The organism is Proteiniphilum sp. (assembly GCF_034927365.1).
In the GTDB taxonomy this organism is placed as follows: Bacteria; Bacteroidota; Bacteroidia; order Bacteroidales; family Dysgonomonadaceae; genus Proteiniphilum.
Genome location: NZ_JAYFQD010000013.1, coordinates 556,359 through 572,419, shown reverse-complemented (window position 1 = coordinate 572,419; position 16,061 = coordinate 556,359). Strand labels below are relative to the sequence as shown.

10 protein-coding genes and 1 tRNA gene are annotated in these 16,061 nt (G+C 42.8%); 3 read left to right on the top strand and 8 right to left on the bottom strand.

Annotated features, from left to right (window positions below; genetic code table 11):
- Nucleotides 1-4: 4 nt before the first annotated feature.
- From hypD to VB073_RS11175, 5 genes are all read right to left on the bottom strand, one after another.
- Nucleotides 5-2,368: a trans-4-hydroxy-L-proline dehydratase gene (hypD, locus tag VB073_RS11195; RefSeq protein WP_323404288.1), complete on the bottom strand. Its 2,364-nt coding sequence runs from the start codon at nucleotides 2,366-2,368 to the stop codon at nucleotides 5-7.
- A gap of 266 nt (nucleotides 2,369-2,634) precedes the next feature.
- Entirely contained in the window at nucleotides 2,635-4,026 is a 1,392-nt protein-coding gene (locus VB073_RS11190; RefSeq protein ID WP_323404287.1) for an aminopeptidase P family protein, read from the bottom strand.
- A gap of 79 nt (nucleotides 4,027-4,105) precedes the next feature.
- Entirely contained in the window at nucleotides 4,106-5,107 is a 1,002-nt protein-coding gene (locus VB073_RS11185) for a S41 family peptidase (protein WP_323404248.1), read from the bottom strand.
- Between the two features lie 41 nt (nucleotides 5,108-5,148).
- A complete protein-coding gene (gene rpiB, locus VB073_RS11180) occupies nucleotides 5,149-5,604 on the bottom strand; it encodes a ribose 5-phosphate isomerase B (protein ID WP_323404247.1) in 456 nt (151 codons plus the stop codon).
- A gap of 63 nt (nucleotides 5,605-5,667) precedes the next feature.
- Entirely contained in the window at nucleotides 5,668-7,692 is a 2,025-nt protein-coding gene (locus VB073_RS11175) for a transketolase (protein WP_323404246.1), read from the bottom strand.
- Nucleotides 7,693-8,077: 385 nt separating this feature from the next.
- Here VB073_RS11175 and VB073_RS11170 point away from each other — a divergent pair, with 385 nt between their 5' ends.
- Nucleotides 8,078-8,830 carry an RNA methyltransferase gene (locus tag VB073_RS11170; protein ID WP_323404245.1) on the top strand — a complete coding sequence of 251 codons (753 nt, stop codon included), beginning with the start codon at nucleotides 8,078-8,080 and terminating at the stop codon, nucleotides 8,828-8,830.
- Nucleotides 8,831-8,918: 88 nt separating this feature from the next.
- Here the strand turns inward: VB073_RS11170 and VB073_RS11165 are convergent.
- A tRNA-His gene (locus tag VB073_RS11165) sits at nucleotides 8,919-8,994 on the bottom strand.
- Between the two features lie 140 nt (nucleotides 8,995-9,134).
- On the opposite strand from VB073_RS11165, the gene VB073_RS11160 reads away from it, so the two are divergent.
- On the top strand, nucleotides 9,135-9,728 hold the full coding sequence (locus VB073_RS11160) for a bifunctional nuclease domain-containing protein (protein ID WP_323404244.1): 594 nt from the start codon (nucleotides 9,135-9,137) through the stop codon (nucleotides 9,726-9,728).
- An 8-nt stretch (nucleotides 9,729-9,736) separates the two neighbouring features.
- Nucleotides 9,737-10,444: a 16S rRNA (uracil(1498)-N(3))-methyltransferase gene (locus VB073_RS11155; RefSeq protein ID WP_323404243.1), complete on the top strand. Its 708-nt coding sequence runs from the start codon at nucleotides 9,737-9,739 to the stop codon at nucleotides 10,442-10,444.
- 53 nt (nucleotides 10,445-10,497) lie between these two features.
- On the opposite strand, the gene VB073_RS11150 is transcribed toward VB073_RS11155, so the two are convergent.
- Both VB073_RS11150 and VB073_RS11145 read right to left on the bottom strand, forming a co-directional pair.
- Nucleotides 10,498-13,125, bottom strand: coding sequence for an MG2 domain-containing protein (locus VB073_RS11150; RefSeq protein WP_323404242.1), 2,628 nt, complete (start codon nucleotides 13,123-13,125; stop codon nucleotides 10,498-10,500).
- Nucleotides 13,126-13,314: 189 nt separating this feature from the next.
- Nucleotides 13,315-15,933 (bottom strand): MG2 domain-containing protein, encoded by a 2,619-nt coding sequence (locus VB073_RS11145; RefSeq protein ID WP_323404241.1) that lies wholly within the window; start codon nucleotides 15,931-15,933, stop codon nucleotides 13,315-13,317.
- Nucleotides 15,934-16,061: the final 128 nt, after the last annotated feature.

Here is a 16,061-nt window from a genome sequence, read left to right as displayed (position 1 = left end):
CGGTTTAAAACGATTCGTTTTCGGTTCGTTCGATGATCTCCTGTTTAAGGGTTTCGTGCATATCATTGAAATAATCGCTGTAACCCGCCATCCGTACCAACAGATCCTTGTATTCCTCGGGGTTGTCGCGGGCAGCGATCAGGGTAGCTGTATCCACAATATTGAACTGCACATGATGACCTCCCTGTGCAAAATAACTCCGGATAAGGTTTCCTAGTTTTGCCACATCTTCATCGCGCCGGAGGAGGCTGGGCAGGAAGCGAAGATTTAAAAGCGTACCGCCCGATTTCACCTGATCCAGTTTGCCCAATGAACGAATCACTGCAGAAGGGCCATGCGTATCACATCCGTGCGAAGGCGATGTACCATCGGAAATGGCTTTTCCGGTCAACCGTCCGTTGGGCATAGCACCCATCACGTTGCCAAAATAGTTGTGGCAGGTGGTAGATAACATATTCAGATGATATTTCCCCCCCTGTTTCCCGTTGGGTCGACCATCGATCAGGTCGAACATATCGTCATATACCTTCACCGCAATCTCATCAGCGTAATCATCGTCGTTCCCAAAGAATGGCGTATGGTTGATAATCCTCTGCCGCAATAACTCTTCTCCTTCGAAATTGACAGAGACAGCGTACAGCAATTGGTCCATTCGGATATCTTTCACTTCGAATACATGTTTCTTCAGGACTGAAAGAGAATCAGTTACCGTTCCCAGACCGGTACATTGAATATAAGTGGTATTGTAGCGTGGACCGCCGTTGTAATAATCCTTCCCTTTTTTAATACAATCATCCATCAGTACCGACAAGAATGTAGCCGGAAAATAACGGGCATACATCCGGTCTATATAATGATTGACCCTTATTTTCAGGTCGATAATATATTTCAGCTGGGTATAAAAGGCTTGGTACAATTCTTCATAGAATCTGAAATTCCTAGGATCTCCCGTCTCGATTCCCACCTTTTTTCCGGTTACCGGATTGATACCGTTGAATAGGGTAATTTCCAATATCTTGGGTACATTGAGATAGCCCGTCAGCAGGTAAGCCTCTTTCCCGAACGCACCTACTTCGATACATCCGCTGCATCCTCCTTCTCTGGCATCTCTCAGTGATTTTCCAGAACGCAACATCTCCTGGATATAGACATCGGGATTGAATACCGACGGATAACCGTGCCCCTGACGGATCACCTTGATGGCGGCATGTAGGAAACGATTCGGCGTTACCGAAGCGATATGCACCGAATTACCCGGTTGGAGGATATGCAACTCCTCGATCACTTCGAGCATCAGGTAGGAAACATCGTTCACTCCATCCGAACCGTCGGGTTTCACACCACCTATATTGATATTGGTGAAATCGTTGTAGGTACCGCTTTCATTGGCGGTAATGCCCACTTTGGGAGGTGCCGGCTGGTTGTTCACCTTGATCCAGAAGCAGCAGAGCAGTTCTTTTGCTTCCTCACGGGTCAGTGTACCTTTTTCAATATCATTTTTATAGAATGGCGCCAGGTGCTGGTCGAAATGACCGGGGTTGAACGCATCCCAACCGTTCAGTTCGGTAATTACACCCAGGTGAATAAACCAGTACATCTGGATCGCTTCCCAGAAGTTACGGGGTGCATGCGCCGGCACCCACCGGCAGACTTCGGCAATACGTTTTAACTCTTCAATGCGTTGAGCATCTTTCTCATTTTGCACCAATTCCTCCGCTTTCTCAGCATGACGCTCCGCCAAGCGGATGATCGCGTCGCAGGATATAGCCATACCACGTAACTGGCCTTCCTTATCAAGTGCTTCCGGATCGTTGCAATAATCGAGCTTGGCAATTTCTTCCTCGATTTCCCTTTTGAAATCAAGCATTCCTTTTTGATAGATTTTACCATCCATGCATGTATGACCAGGCGCGCGCTGCTCCATGAATTCGGTAAAGAGGCCGGCTTCGTAAGCCGCTTTCCATTCATCGGGAACATGGTCGAATATGCGGTCACGCTGTGAGCGACCTCTCCAATAGGGTATTACCTCCCGACGATAAGTATCGATATTCTCCTCACTGATCACATAACGTTGCTGTTCACGCGTATTCAGTACGGTCAAATCTTCCACCGAGTGGCATGTCAACTCGGGAAAAGTATAAACCGCCTTGGGTTTTTCGCCCCGTTCGCCAACAATGAGTTCATTCGTTCCGATATAGATACTCTTCTTCCCGCAGATCTCCAGAAAGTTTATCCCACGCATCACAGGGATAGCATATTTACCGTCGTTTTCCCTATAGAATGCGGTTTGTATCAGGGCACGTTCGATGGAAAGGGATGCCGGGGTAGAGATGCTCTCTTCACGGAGAGCACGTATCCGATCGTTCATTCCCGGTTTTGAGGAATTATTATTGTAGAAATTACCCTCCTGGTTTGATTTCCGTTCAGGGATACTGTTTTTTATTTTAAGCTCTTCAAACATATTCGTAATTTTTTAAGGATATAAGCAGAAAAGAGGAATTACCCCAAAATCAGAGTAATAAAAAACGAATAGAAGAGAGCACATCAACACATCCAACAGGAAAACAGTCGTTTCCCATTGTTATGATAGAGTGTGACTATGTGTTGACGTTGGTACATTAGCATATTGGCATATTAACCAAGCCAAGCTTTTTCCCGTTCGGTTTCCACTTCCTCAATGGTTTTAGCCAGTGGCTTTCCGAGCACCCGGTTACCGGTTTCGGTAATCAGGATATCTTCTTCATTACGAATACCTCCGAAATCCCGATATTTATTGACCTGGTCGAAATTAATAAAATCACTGTTTATTTTATTGCTTTGCCAGTGATCGATCAATTCCGGAATGAAATAAATTCCCGGTTCGATGGTCAAGACAAAGCCCGGTTGCAATTCACGTCCCAGACGGAGTGATTTCAGTCCAAACTGAGTACTTTTAGCTACGCCTCCATAACCCACAATCTGTTCGCCCAGATTTTCCATATCGTGCACATCCAACCCCATGAGGTGTCCGGTACCACATGGAAAGAAAAGAGCATGCGCGCCATTGGCGACAGCCTCTTTTGTTTCACCTTTGGTCAATCCCAAAGCTTTGAGGCCGTCGAAGAGGACCTCACCAACCTGCAGATGAACATCCCTGAAATTGACTCCCGGCTTTGCCAGTTCAATCGCTTTATAATGCGCATCGAGGGTGATACGATATATCTCTTTCTGCCGCTCGCTAAATTTGCGGGATACGGGGAAGGTACTGCTCATATCGCCGGCATATCCCAGTGGCGTTTCGTATCCTGCATCCAGAAGAAACAGGTCTCCTTCCTTAAGTATGTTACCGTGATAATGGTTATGCAGGAATTGTCCGTTGATAGTGCCAATAATCGGGAAAGAGAGGTTTCCTCCGGCCGCGATGGCCACTTCATTTACTTTCGCGGTGACCTGAGCCTCAGTCATACCCGCACAGGCATAATGCATAGCCGCGAAATGCATATCGGCTGTCACATCAATAGCCCTTTCTATTTCTTCGATCTCCTCTTCCGATTTGATATTACGTTGATCAGCAATAGCCACGATCAGTTCTCTGCTTGCCTTTGCAGTTGTTTCCGCTACCGAATAGCCAAGGAAATCATTTAATTTGAGAAAATGCTCTCCACGATAGGGCGGCAGATATTTCACCGACTGCCTGTCGAATCCTGCGATCTTCTTCCTGAATGCAGTCAAATCGTCCGTATACCTGATGCCGGCCTTTTCGGCCAACTCACTGATCTTAGGTTGTGAGCCGGTCCATACAATTAAATCGATAGTAGGATCATCACCAAAGATATACTCCTTATCCTCATCGATATCAATCAACGCGATCAGATCGGGTTTGCTGACTCCGAAGTAATAGAGGAATGTGCTATCCTGACGGTAGAAATAAGTATTATCGGCATAATTGATACCACTCTCATCATTACCAAGAAAAAGCAGTTTTCCTGTCTGGAACTTCTTCTTCAATATCTCTCTTCTTTCAACATAAATCTTTTCTGCAAACATCATATGGCTATTGCTTTATTAGTACACTGCCAATATACTATTTTATTTTAGCTTGATAATCCATTTCCTGTAATAAGGATTATTGATTCTTTAATAATTCCCTCGCTTTTTCGATAATAGTATCCAGGTTCTTGGTCCTGTCTTCTTCCTGCATATCCACATATATATCAGGCTCGACACCGAACTCGATATGTTCTTTCTCCGCGTTGAACATAGGAGATGCGGAAAAACGAACCGACCAACCATTGGGTAACTCGGAGGTAAACGGCAATCCGCTGCCTCCCCCTGTTTTATCTCCCATGATAGTTACATTGGGTGCATATTTCATAATGCTGACAAATTCATTAGTAGCACTATAACATCCTCTGTTGGTAAGAACAACCACCGGTTTCTGATATCGTATCCTATCGGAACTCTCCACATATTTTGGATAGAGAGAAGAAAAATCGTTATGTCCGGGTCCCACTTTATGTGATATATAGCCAATTAGTTGCCGTTCGTTGAAAAAACGGCTTGTAAGCTTTTCTACATTGGTAAGACTACCACCTCCATTACTTCTCACATCAAAGATAAGTCCCTTGCAAAGGGCCATTCTATTCAATACCACGTCAATATTTCCGGGTCCCACATCATTGGAAAAACTCCCGTAATAAATGTATCCGATATTATCTTCCAATATCTTATACCTCATTCCGGAAGCGATACGGTAGTCTTTTCCAAGATAATGCTTCTGCACAGAGAGATCAAAATTTACCGGATAATCCTCCTGCCATTCCCAGTAGCGGGTCATATCATGAGCAGCAGATAGATTTACATGGCCATCCTTCAATTCCGCAAGCATCTCCCCCATGAGTTTAAAGAGACCATCATTATCCATATCGGATGTGATCCGTGCACTATATTCATTGTATACAGCATTCCAATCGATATCCTTATATTCGAAGAAACAGTAATTCCGGTCCAGAATAGTCCATAATGCTTCGAAATTACCCTTCGGATGGTTATCAAACTGCATGCCCATATCAGTGCAACCGAGCCAGAGAATACATTGCAATAATAGAAGTACAGTATATTTTTTCATTATCTTCTTTGGTATATTAGAAGAAATACATTAACCTGAAATTATCCGCAAGAAATCTTATCGACCCTTCTCTGATGCCTTCCTCCTTCAAATGGAGTATTCAGGAACGTCACCAGTATTTCATAGATTTCCTCTTCACTCAGCAACCGGCCTGGCAGTGCGAGTACGTTTGCATCGTTATGTGCGCGGGCAAGCAAAGCCACTTCCGAATTCCAGCACAAAGCAGCACGAACACCCTGATGCTTATTCAGAGCGATACTAATCCCAATTCCTGTTCCACAGATAGCCACACCCGGGTAGCATTCGTCGTTTTCGACGGCCAATGCCAAGAGATGGGCAAAATCGGGATAATCACTGCTCTCCTCTGAATAGGCACCAAAATCCTTGTAAGGAATCCCTCTTTCTTCCAGTATTTTGATGATAAAACGCTTAGCCTTATAGCCCGCATGGTCGGATGCCAGACCTATCGGTTTTTCTGAATTATTGAATAAAGACATGTTGATTGTTTTAAGCAGGGACGACCGCCGGCTATAACTGCCGACAGTCATCCTTTCTTTATATTATAACAGTTTTTTTACCTGTTCATACACATTATTACCGGTATAGCCCAGTTTTTCGTCGAGCACTTTATAGGGAGCTGAAAATCCAAATGATCTCATTCCCCAGACTGAGCCATCGGCTCCGACCAACCCTTCCAGTGTCACGGGAAGGCCTGCGGTAAGACCAAACTTCTTCTTTCCCTTGGGCAACACCGCTTCCTGATAGTCGGATGATTGGGCCCTGAACAATCCTTCCGACGGAACGGAAACTATACGTACCTTCACCCCGTCCGCCCTCAACAGTTCGGCACCTTCAACCAAAGTAGCCACTTCCGATCCGGAAGCAAGTAATATCACATCATAACCAGCTTCATCCTGCACGATATAAGCTCCCTTTTCAGCATTCAGTGCTTCACTGAAACGCGATTCGGAAGCAGGAATATCTTTGATATCCTGACGGGAGAGGATCAGTCCTGTAGGAGTTCCATCGTTTTCCATTGCCATTTTCCAGGCAACAGTGGTTTCATTGGCATCGGCAGGGCGAAGCACCAGCATCGAGTTCTTACCATGATGGTTTTGCAATTTCTCCATCAGCCGTATTTGTGCCTCATGTTCTATAGGTTGATGGGTAGGTCCGTCTTCCCCTACGCGGAAGGCATCGTGTGTCCATATAAAGATGACCGGCGTTCCCATAAGTGCCGCGACTCTAATAGACGGCTTCATATAATCGGAGAAAACGAAGAATGTACCACAGGCAGGAATAACCCCTCCGTGTAAACTCATCCCAATGCTAAGGCAAGACATGGTAAATTCTGAAACCCCGGCCTGCAGGAAAGCACCTGTGAAATCATCCTTGGCAAGTGCTTTCGTATATTTCAAGAAGCCATCAGTCTTATCCGAATTAGAAAGATCGGCAGATGCTACGATCATATTCTCCACTTGTTTGGCCAATTCACCCAACACAGTTGCCGAAGCGGCACGGGTGGCGCAATTCGGTTTTTGCTGAATGGCCGACCAGTCGATAGAAGGCAGTTCACGGGAGAACCATTTGCGTTTCTTTTCCGCCAACTCGGGATTATTTTTGATCCATTCTTCCTGTTTGGCTCTTTTTGCAGATACAATCTCTTTCAGTTCTTCTCTGCGTTTTGCATACAAGCTTTCCACTTCGGAAAAAATCACGAACGGGTTTTCGGGATCACCGCCCAAATTCCTGATAGTCTGCCCGAAATCGGCACCTGCAGCGCTTAATGGTTGTCCGTGTGTAGATACCTGACATTCAAATGAGGTACAATCAGCAGCCAATGCACCACGTCCCATCACGGTATTTCCTATGATCAGCGTTGGCTTATTCTTTTCCGCTTTCGCTTCCGTCAATGCACTCCGAATTTCTTGCACATTATTACCATCGATAGTGATTACTTTCCAGTTCCACGCTTCGTATTTTTTCGCTACATCTTCACTGGTAACCGCATCAGTAGTGGTGGAAAGCTGTATATTATTAGAATCATAAAACATGATCAGGTTGTCCAGTCCCAAGTGACCGGCAATACGCCCCACCCCCTGCGATATTTCTTCCTGGACGCCCCCGTCGGAGATAAAACTATAGATAGTATGATCTACGATATCTCCCAACCTTGCCTTCAAGAACTTGGCAGCGATAGCTGCTCCGGCTGCGTAAGCATGACCTTGACCCAATGGGCCGGAAGTATTTTCCACGCCCCGTGCGATGTCACGCTCGGGATGTCCCGGTGTGGGGCTACCCCACTGGCGGAACTCTTTTAGTTCATTCAGAGAATATTTTCCACTGAGACAAAGCACAGAATACAACATTGGCGACATGTGTCCCGGATCGAGAAAAAAACGGTCTCTCGAATCCCATGTAGGATCCTCAGGATCGTACTCTATAAATTCGGAAAAGAGCACATTGATAAAATCGGCTCCCCCCATTGCTCCGCCGGGATGCCCTGATTTTGCCCGCTCTACCATAGATGCCGAAAGAATTCTGATGTTATCGGCTGCTTTGTTCATTAAGGTGTTATCGTTCATAAAATATCGGTAAATATAAAGTCTTAATATACAATTTGTACCCAATTTAATGTTGACAGGGTTACTATTCACAAAGGTAACTCTTTTTTTAAATTGGGCACTGAAATAATTGATATGAATAAGACATTTTTTGGTATATTCCTGCGGATTTTAGCGATAGAATAGTCATCTTCACAAGTAATATTGTTACTTTTACACTCTGGCTCGATTGATTTTCAGTTGATGTTCGATTGTAATTCGGTTAATGGTCAGTTGTTACTATCGAATAACATGAACGAAGTGAATGAATAACTACTGAATAACGGCAAAGCCGAACAACAAATGAATTTGAATAACGGCGAAGCCGAATAACGAGAGGGGAGCGAACGAATAACGCGAAGCGAATATGTTAAGTAAAAACAAAATAAAATATATCCGGTCGTTAAACGAGAAGAAATTCCGTAATGAGCACAACACGTTTGTCGCCGAAGGGACAAAACTGGTTCTCGACCTGTTGGGTTGCTGTCGTTGTCAACTGATCGCGGCGCTCCCCTCTTTATTGTCGACCCATTCGGAATTAAAAGCAGAAGAGGTAATCACAGCCGACGAAAGTGAATTGAAAAAGGCTACTTTTCTGAAAACGGCACCCCAAATTATCGCTGTTTTTTATCGCTCAAAACCGGAGATTAAGGAGATCGATCCTGATAACCAATTATGTCTCGTTCTGGACGGCATCCAGGACCCGGGTAATATGGGTTCCATCGTACGTATCGCCGACTGGTTCGGCATTGAACATATCATTTGCTCGCAGGACACTGCGGATATTTTTAATCCCAAAACCGTACAAGCTACCATGGGAGCCATTGCCCGTGTAAAAGTCTATTATACCGATCTTGTCGACTTCCTCCAGCAACAATCAGATCAGCCCATCTTCGGCACTTTTCTGGAAGGGAAAGATATCTACTCAGCGTCGCTTTCCGACCATGGTTTTATTGTGATGGGAAGCGAAGGACGGGGGATCAGCTCCGAAATGGAAAAGAGGATCAACAAAAAACTCTTTATTCCTAATTTTCCCGTTGGAGGAGCGACCTCCGAATCATTGAATGTTGCGGCAGCTACGGCAATCACCTGTGCAGAATTCCGACGTAGGATCAGATAATTTATTCAAAAAAAATCACGTATGTAAAATACGTGATCACCTAAAACAAATCTAAAAAGGATAAAAAAACTCACTTTCAGCGAGATTTGGGTGGAGAACGGGGCTCGAACCCGCGACCTTCGGAACCACAATCCGACGCTCTAACCAGCTGAGCTACATCCACCGTGTCTTAAATCGAGTGCAAAGGTACATCTTTTTTCTATATTCACATACAAATCGACAAAATTTTCTTTTGATATATCTTTGCTGCATAAAAAAAATAGTATATTTACACAATTGTTTCTAATCAAAAAACAAATAGACTGTGTCAAAAAAAGTCAAACTGTCCGTGTTGGGAATATCTTTCAGCCAGGTGCAAGCAGGAGCCTATGCACTCATATTCGCTGAAGAAGACGGCATACGCCGGCTACCAATTGTTATAGGTACACCTGAAGCACAATCCATTGCCATCGTCATGGAAGGGATTATCCCTCCCAGGCCGCTATCTCATGACCTGATATGTTCTATCTGGAAAGAGATGGGGATTGAATTGCTGGAGGTACTTATTCACAAGTTTGAAGACGGTGCCTTCTTCTCGGAATTGTTACTGATGCAAAATAGCAAAGAGTACCGTATTGATTCCCGCACTTCCGATGCAGTAGCATTAGCCATCCGCACCCACTCCCCTATTTTCACTACAGAGGAGATCATGCAGCAAATGGCGATCGTGTTCGATGAACAGGCTCCCGAAGGATCAACGGAATTGACAGGTAGCGAATCGGCACAGGAAGACGAAGAGTTGTCTGACTTGCGATTGGATACTCTGAAGAATCGTCTTAACGATGCAGTGAAGGAAGAAAATTACGAGTTAGCAACCCGCTTACGTGATGAAATAAACCAGAGGGAGAATAAATCCTGAAGTTGCTTATGGCTGATACACTTTTCTATGCTCCCGAGATCCGGCAGAACTCTCTCCTTCCCGAGAAGGAATCACAACACTGTGTTAAAGTACTCCGTATGCGGGAAGGAGAAGAATTGACCGTTACTGACGGGAAAGGATTTTTCTATGAATGCGTACTGCTTCAGGCGAATCCCAAACAGTGCATTGTAAGTATCCAAAACAGCATAGAGAAAAACAAAGGGTGGAACTTTAATCTCAAGATTGCTTTCGCTCCTACTAAACAGATGGAGCGCAACGAGTGGTTCATCGAAAAAGCCGTGGAAATCGGTATCGATAGGTTGACTCCACTCCTCAGCCATTATTCCGAACGCAAAGAGATCAAGAATGAACGGTTGGAGAAAATAGCTATTGCGGCAATGAAGCAATCACAGCAAGCCTACCTACCTGAAATTGAAGAATTAACCCGTTTTGAAAAATTTATCTCACAGCCTTTCAACGGTGATAAATATATAGCTCACTGCTATGACTTTCCCAAGGAAACGTTGGCACAACATTACAAAAAGGGAGAGAATGCCCTTATCCTCATCGGGCCCGAAGGAGATTTCAGCCCGGCTGAGGTAGAAAAGGCAATCGTAGCCGGTTTTATACCGGTCACGTTGGGAAAGTCCCGTTTACGGACGGAAACAGCCTGCTTTGTTGCAATAGAAACTGTGCACGTGATAAATCATTTATAAAACATCACATAAGATTACTATCACGAGATTACTATCACGCTTAACCAAACAGATTACTCGGTAGTTTCTATAGTAATCTCTTTTTCCAATCGAATTATTTTACCTGAACTGGTAACACCTTCACCCACTACCTGATAAGTGGTTGTTGCATCGGCAGAATAAAATTCGACCTGAGCTTCTCCCTCCTTTGAAAACTGCACATTCGGTTTCCAGTAGATAGTAGTACGGAGATCTGCCACTGATGATTTCTTCTGCTCTGCTGTTTCATACGTAGGAGAGTAGAATTCAGCTGGGGGTTGATAACCAAGAGGTTTTATCCTGTCCATGTTCAGTGATTTGACATTTTTTTGCACGAAACCACGTTTAGTCGTTATAACTACAGCACCCGATGTCATAGGGTGATAACCTAACATACCGATATCACTCTTAATGACAAACAGGTTATCAATATCACTGATATCAATCATTTCAATCTGGAAATTATCGTAATTCACATCATCAATTATAAATAATACAGGCAGATCAGACTGGGTGGTAGTCACTGTGCCATCTCCCCTAATTATCAGACTAGGATTAGTAAGCAAGAGTGTACGAAAACTACTCATCTTCCTTTTTTCAATATCCTCCGCAGTAACCAATCCCGTCGAATAAAGAGGTGAATAAAGCATCGATTCTTTGTAACTTTCTTTACGTTCTGCCGTTACAGTCACCTCATCCAACATGATTGAACGAATGCCATGTTTCTGGCTATATTCTTCATTGGCTTTTTCCATATAGTTTTCCAAATTAGCTGCCATCAAAGCACGGATGGGGATAGTAGAGAAAGTATAATCCGGAAAAGTTTCCACATCCAAATTGATCATGTTTCGCTTCCCACCCTTCTTGCTCAACGATTGCACAGTGATCTCGGTATTTTCAGGATATTCCACTTTAAACAAAAACCGTCCTTTATTGTCAGCAGTTGTTGTTTCCCCACTATATATCGTATCCAACATTGCATACAGGCTAATCTCCCCTTCCTTCAAACTCCCAAATATAGCGTCTGATTTTCCGCTTATCTCCTGAAATTCTTCAGGAGTAAACTGCGTGGGAACGGTTATATTTCCTTTCAGCACTTCCGGAATATTATACCTTCTCCATCCCTGCGTCAACATTAATGCTTCGAGACCATTCATGTCCGCTATATCGTATCCATCAAAATATGCAGCAGGTGACTCGATAAAGCCTTTCAATTCGGAAGAGAGCAGAAGAGTAGAGAGCAAACTATTTGCAGTATCCGGTTGAACAACATTTTTATCAGTCACGGAAATTGCGATATTATCAGAAAAAGTAATGGTATCGGAATCTGCCAATCTCAGATTTAATTTGATGAGTTGTCTTCTCTTAAAAGCGGGTGCCGATAATTCAGCATTCACATCAGCAAAATTACTCTTATTGAGATTAAACATCAACCGTTCGCTTAAAATTTCATTATTACTATTTAGCAGAAGAACACTTATAATGCCGGTCGGAAAATTTTCGGATGAAAATGAGTAGACTTTTGATGGATCGTCCCAAGGCTGATGGAAATAAACAATCCCTTTGTTGTGAATGAGAAGAGATATAGGATCATTTGGAGCAGCACTACCCCTCTGCATTGAAACCAGTGTCTGATTTTGATCGGTCAATATAACCGAAACAGTTCTTGAGCGAATATCGGCGACAGGAAGATCTATCCGTTTTATCTCACTATTTTTTGTCCTACAGAGAGCATAATAGGTCTCATCAGCCACAGGAGTAAAATCAAAAAATCCCATGCCGAATTTCATCGAACTAAAATTGAGGATCGCTTCATCTTTTGACGTAAATAGTGTTCCATAGATCTCTTCACTTAATCCGGAAGAATTAATGGTTTTAAAACCGACACGACACACTTGATCGGGAACAAGATAACCTCCTTCGGGGTGGAATGAGACATCAAATTCATTTGCATCATATGGGATCGAATAAAATTTGTTATATTTTCTTCCGCTATTCACAATTCCCAATAACAAATTCCGATTGTTTCTTTTTTTGGTTAAATTAAACTCCCATTTAAAATTATTATTTTTATCGGGGGAAAGAGTCCTAGCGGTTTCATCTGAAAGTTGAATGGTCACAATTTCAGGTGCAATTGTATCTCGGTTTACGGGATTCAGAAATTTAAAATTTACATTTACCTTGTTCCCATTTACAATAAAGCTGGGGACGGGTTCAATTTGCAAAGAGTAAGGATCCAGGACCTGAATTGTTTTTTTAAAGAAAGCTTCATTTCCCTGATTTCTCATGTATCGGGTGTATGCTCTTATCGTATAGCTCCCTTCGGCAAGTTCTTCATCCAAATCGAGATAACCAGAATAAACACCGATACTGTCAGGTCTGATTTTAATCCGCTTAATTAACTTATCAACAGGATTGAAGAGTTCAATATATATATACCGGCTTAAAAAAACCGGCATATTGGAGGATGCCTCAACCAGATGACTTCTCAACCAGACGCGCTCACCGGACAGATAAGTCGATTTATCTGTCTGCACATATAATTTTTCATGAGGGAACGCTGTCAGTTGCTCTACGAATCGGCTGACTACTTCATTGGAACTCTGAGCAAATATGCCCCCGCTAATAATTAGAAAAAGAAAAAAGAACATTAACTTTTGCATGATAAAAGAATTTTATTTTTTGTTTAAATATCTTATTTGATCCTTCACCTACTTAAACAGGAAATGCAAGTGAAGCCTGAATATAATAACACAAAGACAAATATAGATTATTTTCCGAAAATGATAACAGGAAAAAAGAACCAAAATCAAATTTCATCCATCATCCGGTTCTGATTTTGTCTTATTTAACTAAGGTTCCTGTATAGTAATCTCTTTCTCCAAACGAATCATTCTACCTGAACTGGCAACACCTTCACCAACGACCTGATAAGTGGTAGGTCTGTCTGCAGAGTAAAATTCTATTACAACTTCCCCCTCCTTGGAAAACTGCACATTAGGCTTCCAGTAGATAGTAGTACGTAAATCCGATGCAGACGATTCTCTCTTCTGTGCTGTTTCGTATGTAGGAGAATAAAATTCAGCAGGTTGCTGATAGCCGAGAGGTTTTATCCTGTCTATATTCAAGGATTTGACATTTCTTTGTACGAAACCACGTTTTGTGGTTATAACAACCGCACCATCGGTGTTGGGTGCATAAGTCATCACATTGGTCTTAAGGACAAACAGATTATCGATATCAGCTATGTCAAGCCAGTCAATCTGGAAATTTTCGTAATTGAGATCATCAATAATAAATAACACAGGCAGATCAGACCGGGTAGTAGTCACTATATCACCACTTCTTACAATTAGACCGGGAGTGGTGTACAGCAATGAACGGAAACTACTTATTTTTCGTTTTTCAATATCTTCTGCAGTAACCAATCCCGATGCATAGATAGGAGAATAGAATCTTGATTCTTTGTATGTTTCTATACGAGGCGCCGTTACAACCACCTCTTCCAACATGATTGAACGGATACCGTGTTTCTGGCTATATTCCTCATCGGCTTTTTGTATATATTTGCCTAGATCAACTGTCTCGACGGCATGCACGGGAATAGTAGAAAATGTGTCATCCGGAAAAGTTTCCATATCGAGATTGATCATGTTTCGCTTCCCACCCTTCTTGCTCAACGATTGCACAGTGATTTCGGTATTTTCAGGATATTCCACTTTAAACAAAAACCGTCCTTTGTCATCTGCAGTCGTTGTTTCCCCACTATATAGCGTATCCAGCATTGCATACAGGCTAATCTCTCCTTCCTTCAAACTCCCAAATACAGCGTCTGATTTTCCGCTTATCTCCTGAAATTCTTCAGGGGCAAACTGACTGGGAACAGTTATATTTCCTTTCAGCACTTCCGGAATATTATACCTTCTCCATCCCTGCGTCAACATTAATGCTTCGAGACCATTCATGTCCGCTATATCGTATCCATCAAAATATGCAGCAGGCGACTCGATAAAGCCTTTCAATTCGGAAGAGAGCAAAAGAGTAGAGAGCAAACTGTTTACCGTGTCTGGCTGAACAATACTCTTGTCGGTCACGGAAATTGCGATGTTATCTGCAAAAGCAATGGTGTCGGAATCTGCCAGTCGAAGATTTAATTTGATCAACTCTCTCCGTTTATACGATGGAGCCGATAATTCCGCATCTAAACCGGCAAAACTATTCTTATTGTGATTAAAGAACAACCGTTCGCTGAGAATTTCATTCTTTCCATTCAGCAGAAGAATACTGATAATGCCGGTCGGAAAAATGTCGGGAGAGAAAACGTAGGCCTTTGACGGATCTTCCCAAGGTTGATGGAAGTAAACCATCCCTTTATTGTGAACGAGGACAGATACAGGATCATTCGGAGCAGCATTGCCTCTCAGCATTGAGACTAACATCCGGTTTTGATCAGTAAAAGCAACCGAAACCGTTCTTGAGCGGATATCGGAAACCGGGAGATCTACCCGTTTTGTTTCACTTTTCTTTGTCCTACAAAAAGCATAATACGTCTCATTTTCGACAGGTGTGAAATCAAAAAATCCCATACCGCATTTCATCGAACTAAAATTGGCAATCGCCTCGTCTTTTGAATTAAATAGAGTCCCAACAATCTCTTCACTTAATCCGGAGGAATTAATCGCTTTAAAACCTACCCGACAAACCTGGTCTGGAATAAGGTAACCTCCCTCCGGATGGAACGAGACATCAAATTCATTGGCATCATAAGGAACCGGATAAAAACTGTTATATTTTCTCCCGTTATTCACTATGCTTAACAGCAAGTTACGACTACTTCTTTTCTTTGTTAAACTAAAATCCCATTTAAAGTTATTATTTCTGTCCGGGGATATTCTTCTCGCGGTTTCGTCTGAAAGTTGGATGGTCACTATTTCAGGAGCAATAGTATCTCCATTTGCGGTATTCACAAACTTGAAATTTACATTCACCTTGTTTCCGTTTACAACAAAAGTTGGGATGGATTCAATCTGCAAGGAATAGGGATCCAATACTTGGATTGTTTTTTTAAAGAAAGCCTCGTTTCCCTGATTTCTCATGTACCGGGTATATGCTCTCAAGGTGTAACTCCCTTCGGGAAGTTCCTCATCCAAATCGAAATGTCCCGAATAGACACCGAGGCTGTCAGGCCTGATTTTGATTCTCTTCATCATCCGGTCAAATGGATTGAAAAGTTCAATATATATATACCGGCTTAAAAAAACCGGCATATTGGAGGTTGCCTCCACTACATGGCTCCTGAACCAAATACGTTCACCCGACAAATAAGCTGCTTTATCGGTCTGTATATATATTTTTTCATGGGGAAACGTTGTCAGTTGTTCCATAAACCGGCTGGCTACTTCATCGGGATTCTGGGCAAATATGCTCCCGTTAATAATCAGAAAGAAAAAAAAGAACATCAACTTTTGCATGATAAAAGAAATTTAATTTTTACCTAACTAATTTTCTCGAACGATTTGTTTACATATTTTGTCTGACTCACCGATTTAACCAAGAAATGTAGGTGAAGCCCGAAGACCAAGGGACAAATATAGAGTAT

Excerpts from the sequence above, each read along its gene's own strand:
- VB073_RS11175 (WP_323404246.1), bottom strand. The coding sequence starts at position 7,692 with ATGAACGATAACACCTTAATGAACAAAGCAGCCGATAACATCAGAATT.
- VB073_RS11145 (WP_323404241.1), bottom strand. The coding sequence starts at position 15,933 with ATGCAAAAGTTGATGTTCTTTTTTTTCTTTCTGATTATTAACGGGAGC.
- hypD (WP_323404288.1), bottom strand. The coding sequence starts at position 2,368 with ATGAACGATCGGATACGTGCTCTCCGTGAAGAGAGCATCTCTACCCCG.
- VB073_RS11155 (WP_323404243.1), top strand. The coding sequence starts at position 9,737 with ATGGCTGATACACTTTTCTATGCTCCCGAGATCCGGCAGAACTCTCTC.
- VB073_RS11150 (WP_323404242.1), bottom strand. The coding sequence starts at position 13,125 with ATGCAAAAGTTAATGTTCTTTTTTCTTTTTCTAATTATTAGCGGGGGC.
- rpiB (WP_323404247.1), bottom strand. The coding sequence starts at position 5,604 with ATGTCTTTATTCAATAATTCAGAAAAACCGATAGGTCTGGCATCCGAC.
- VB073_RS11185 (WP_323404248.1), bottom strand. The coding sequence starts at position 5,107 with ATGAAAAAATATACTGTACTTCTATTATTGCAATGTATTCTCTGGCTC.
- VB073_RS11190 (WP_323404287.1), bottom strand. The coding sequence starts at position 4,026 with ATGTTTGCAGAAAAGATTTATGTTGAAAGAAGAGAGATATTGAAGAAG.
- VB073_RS11170 (WP_323404245.1), top strand. The coding sequence starts at position 8,078 with ATGTTAAGTAAAAACAAAATAAAATATATCCGGTCGTTAAACGAGAAG.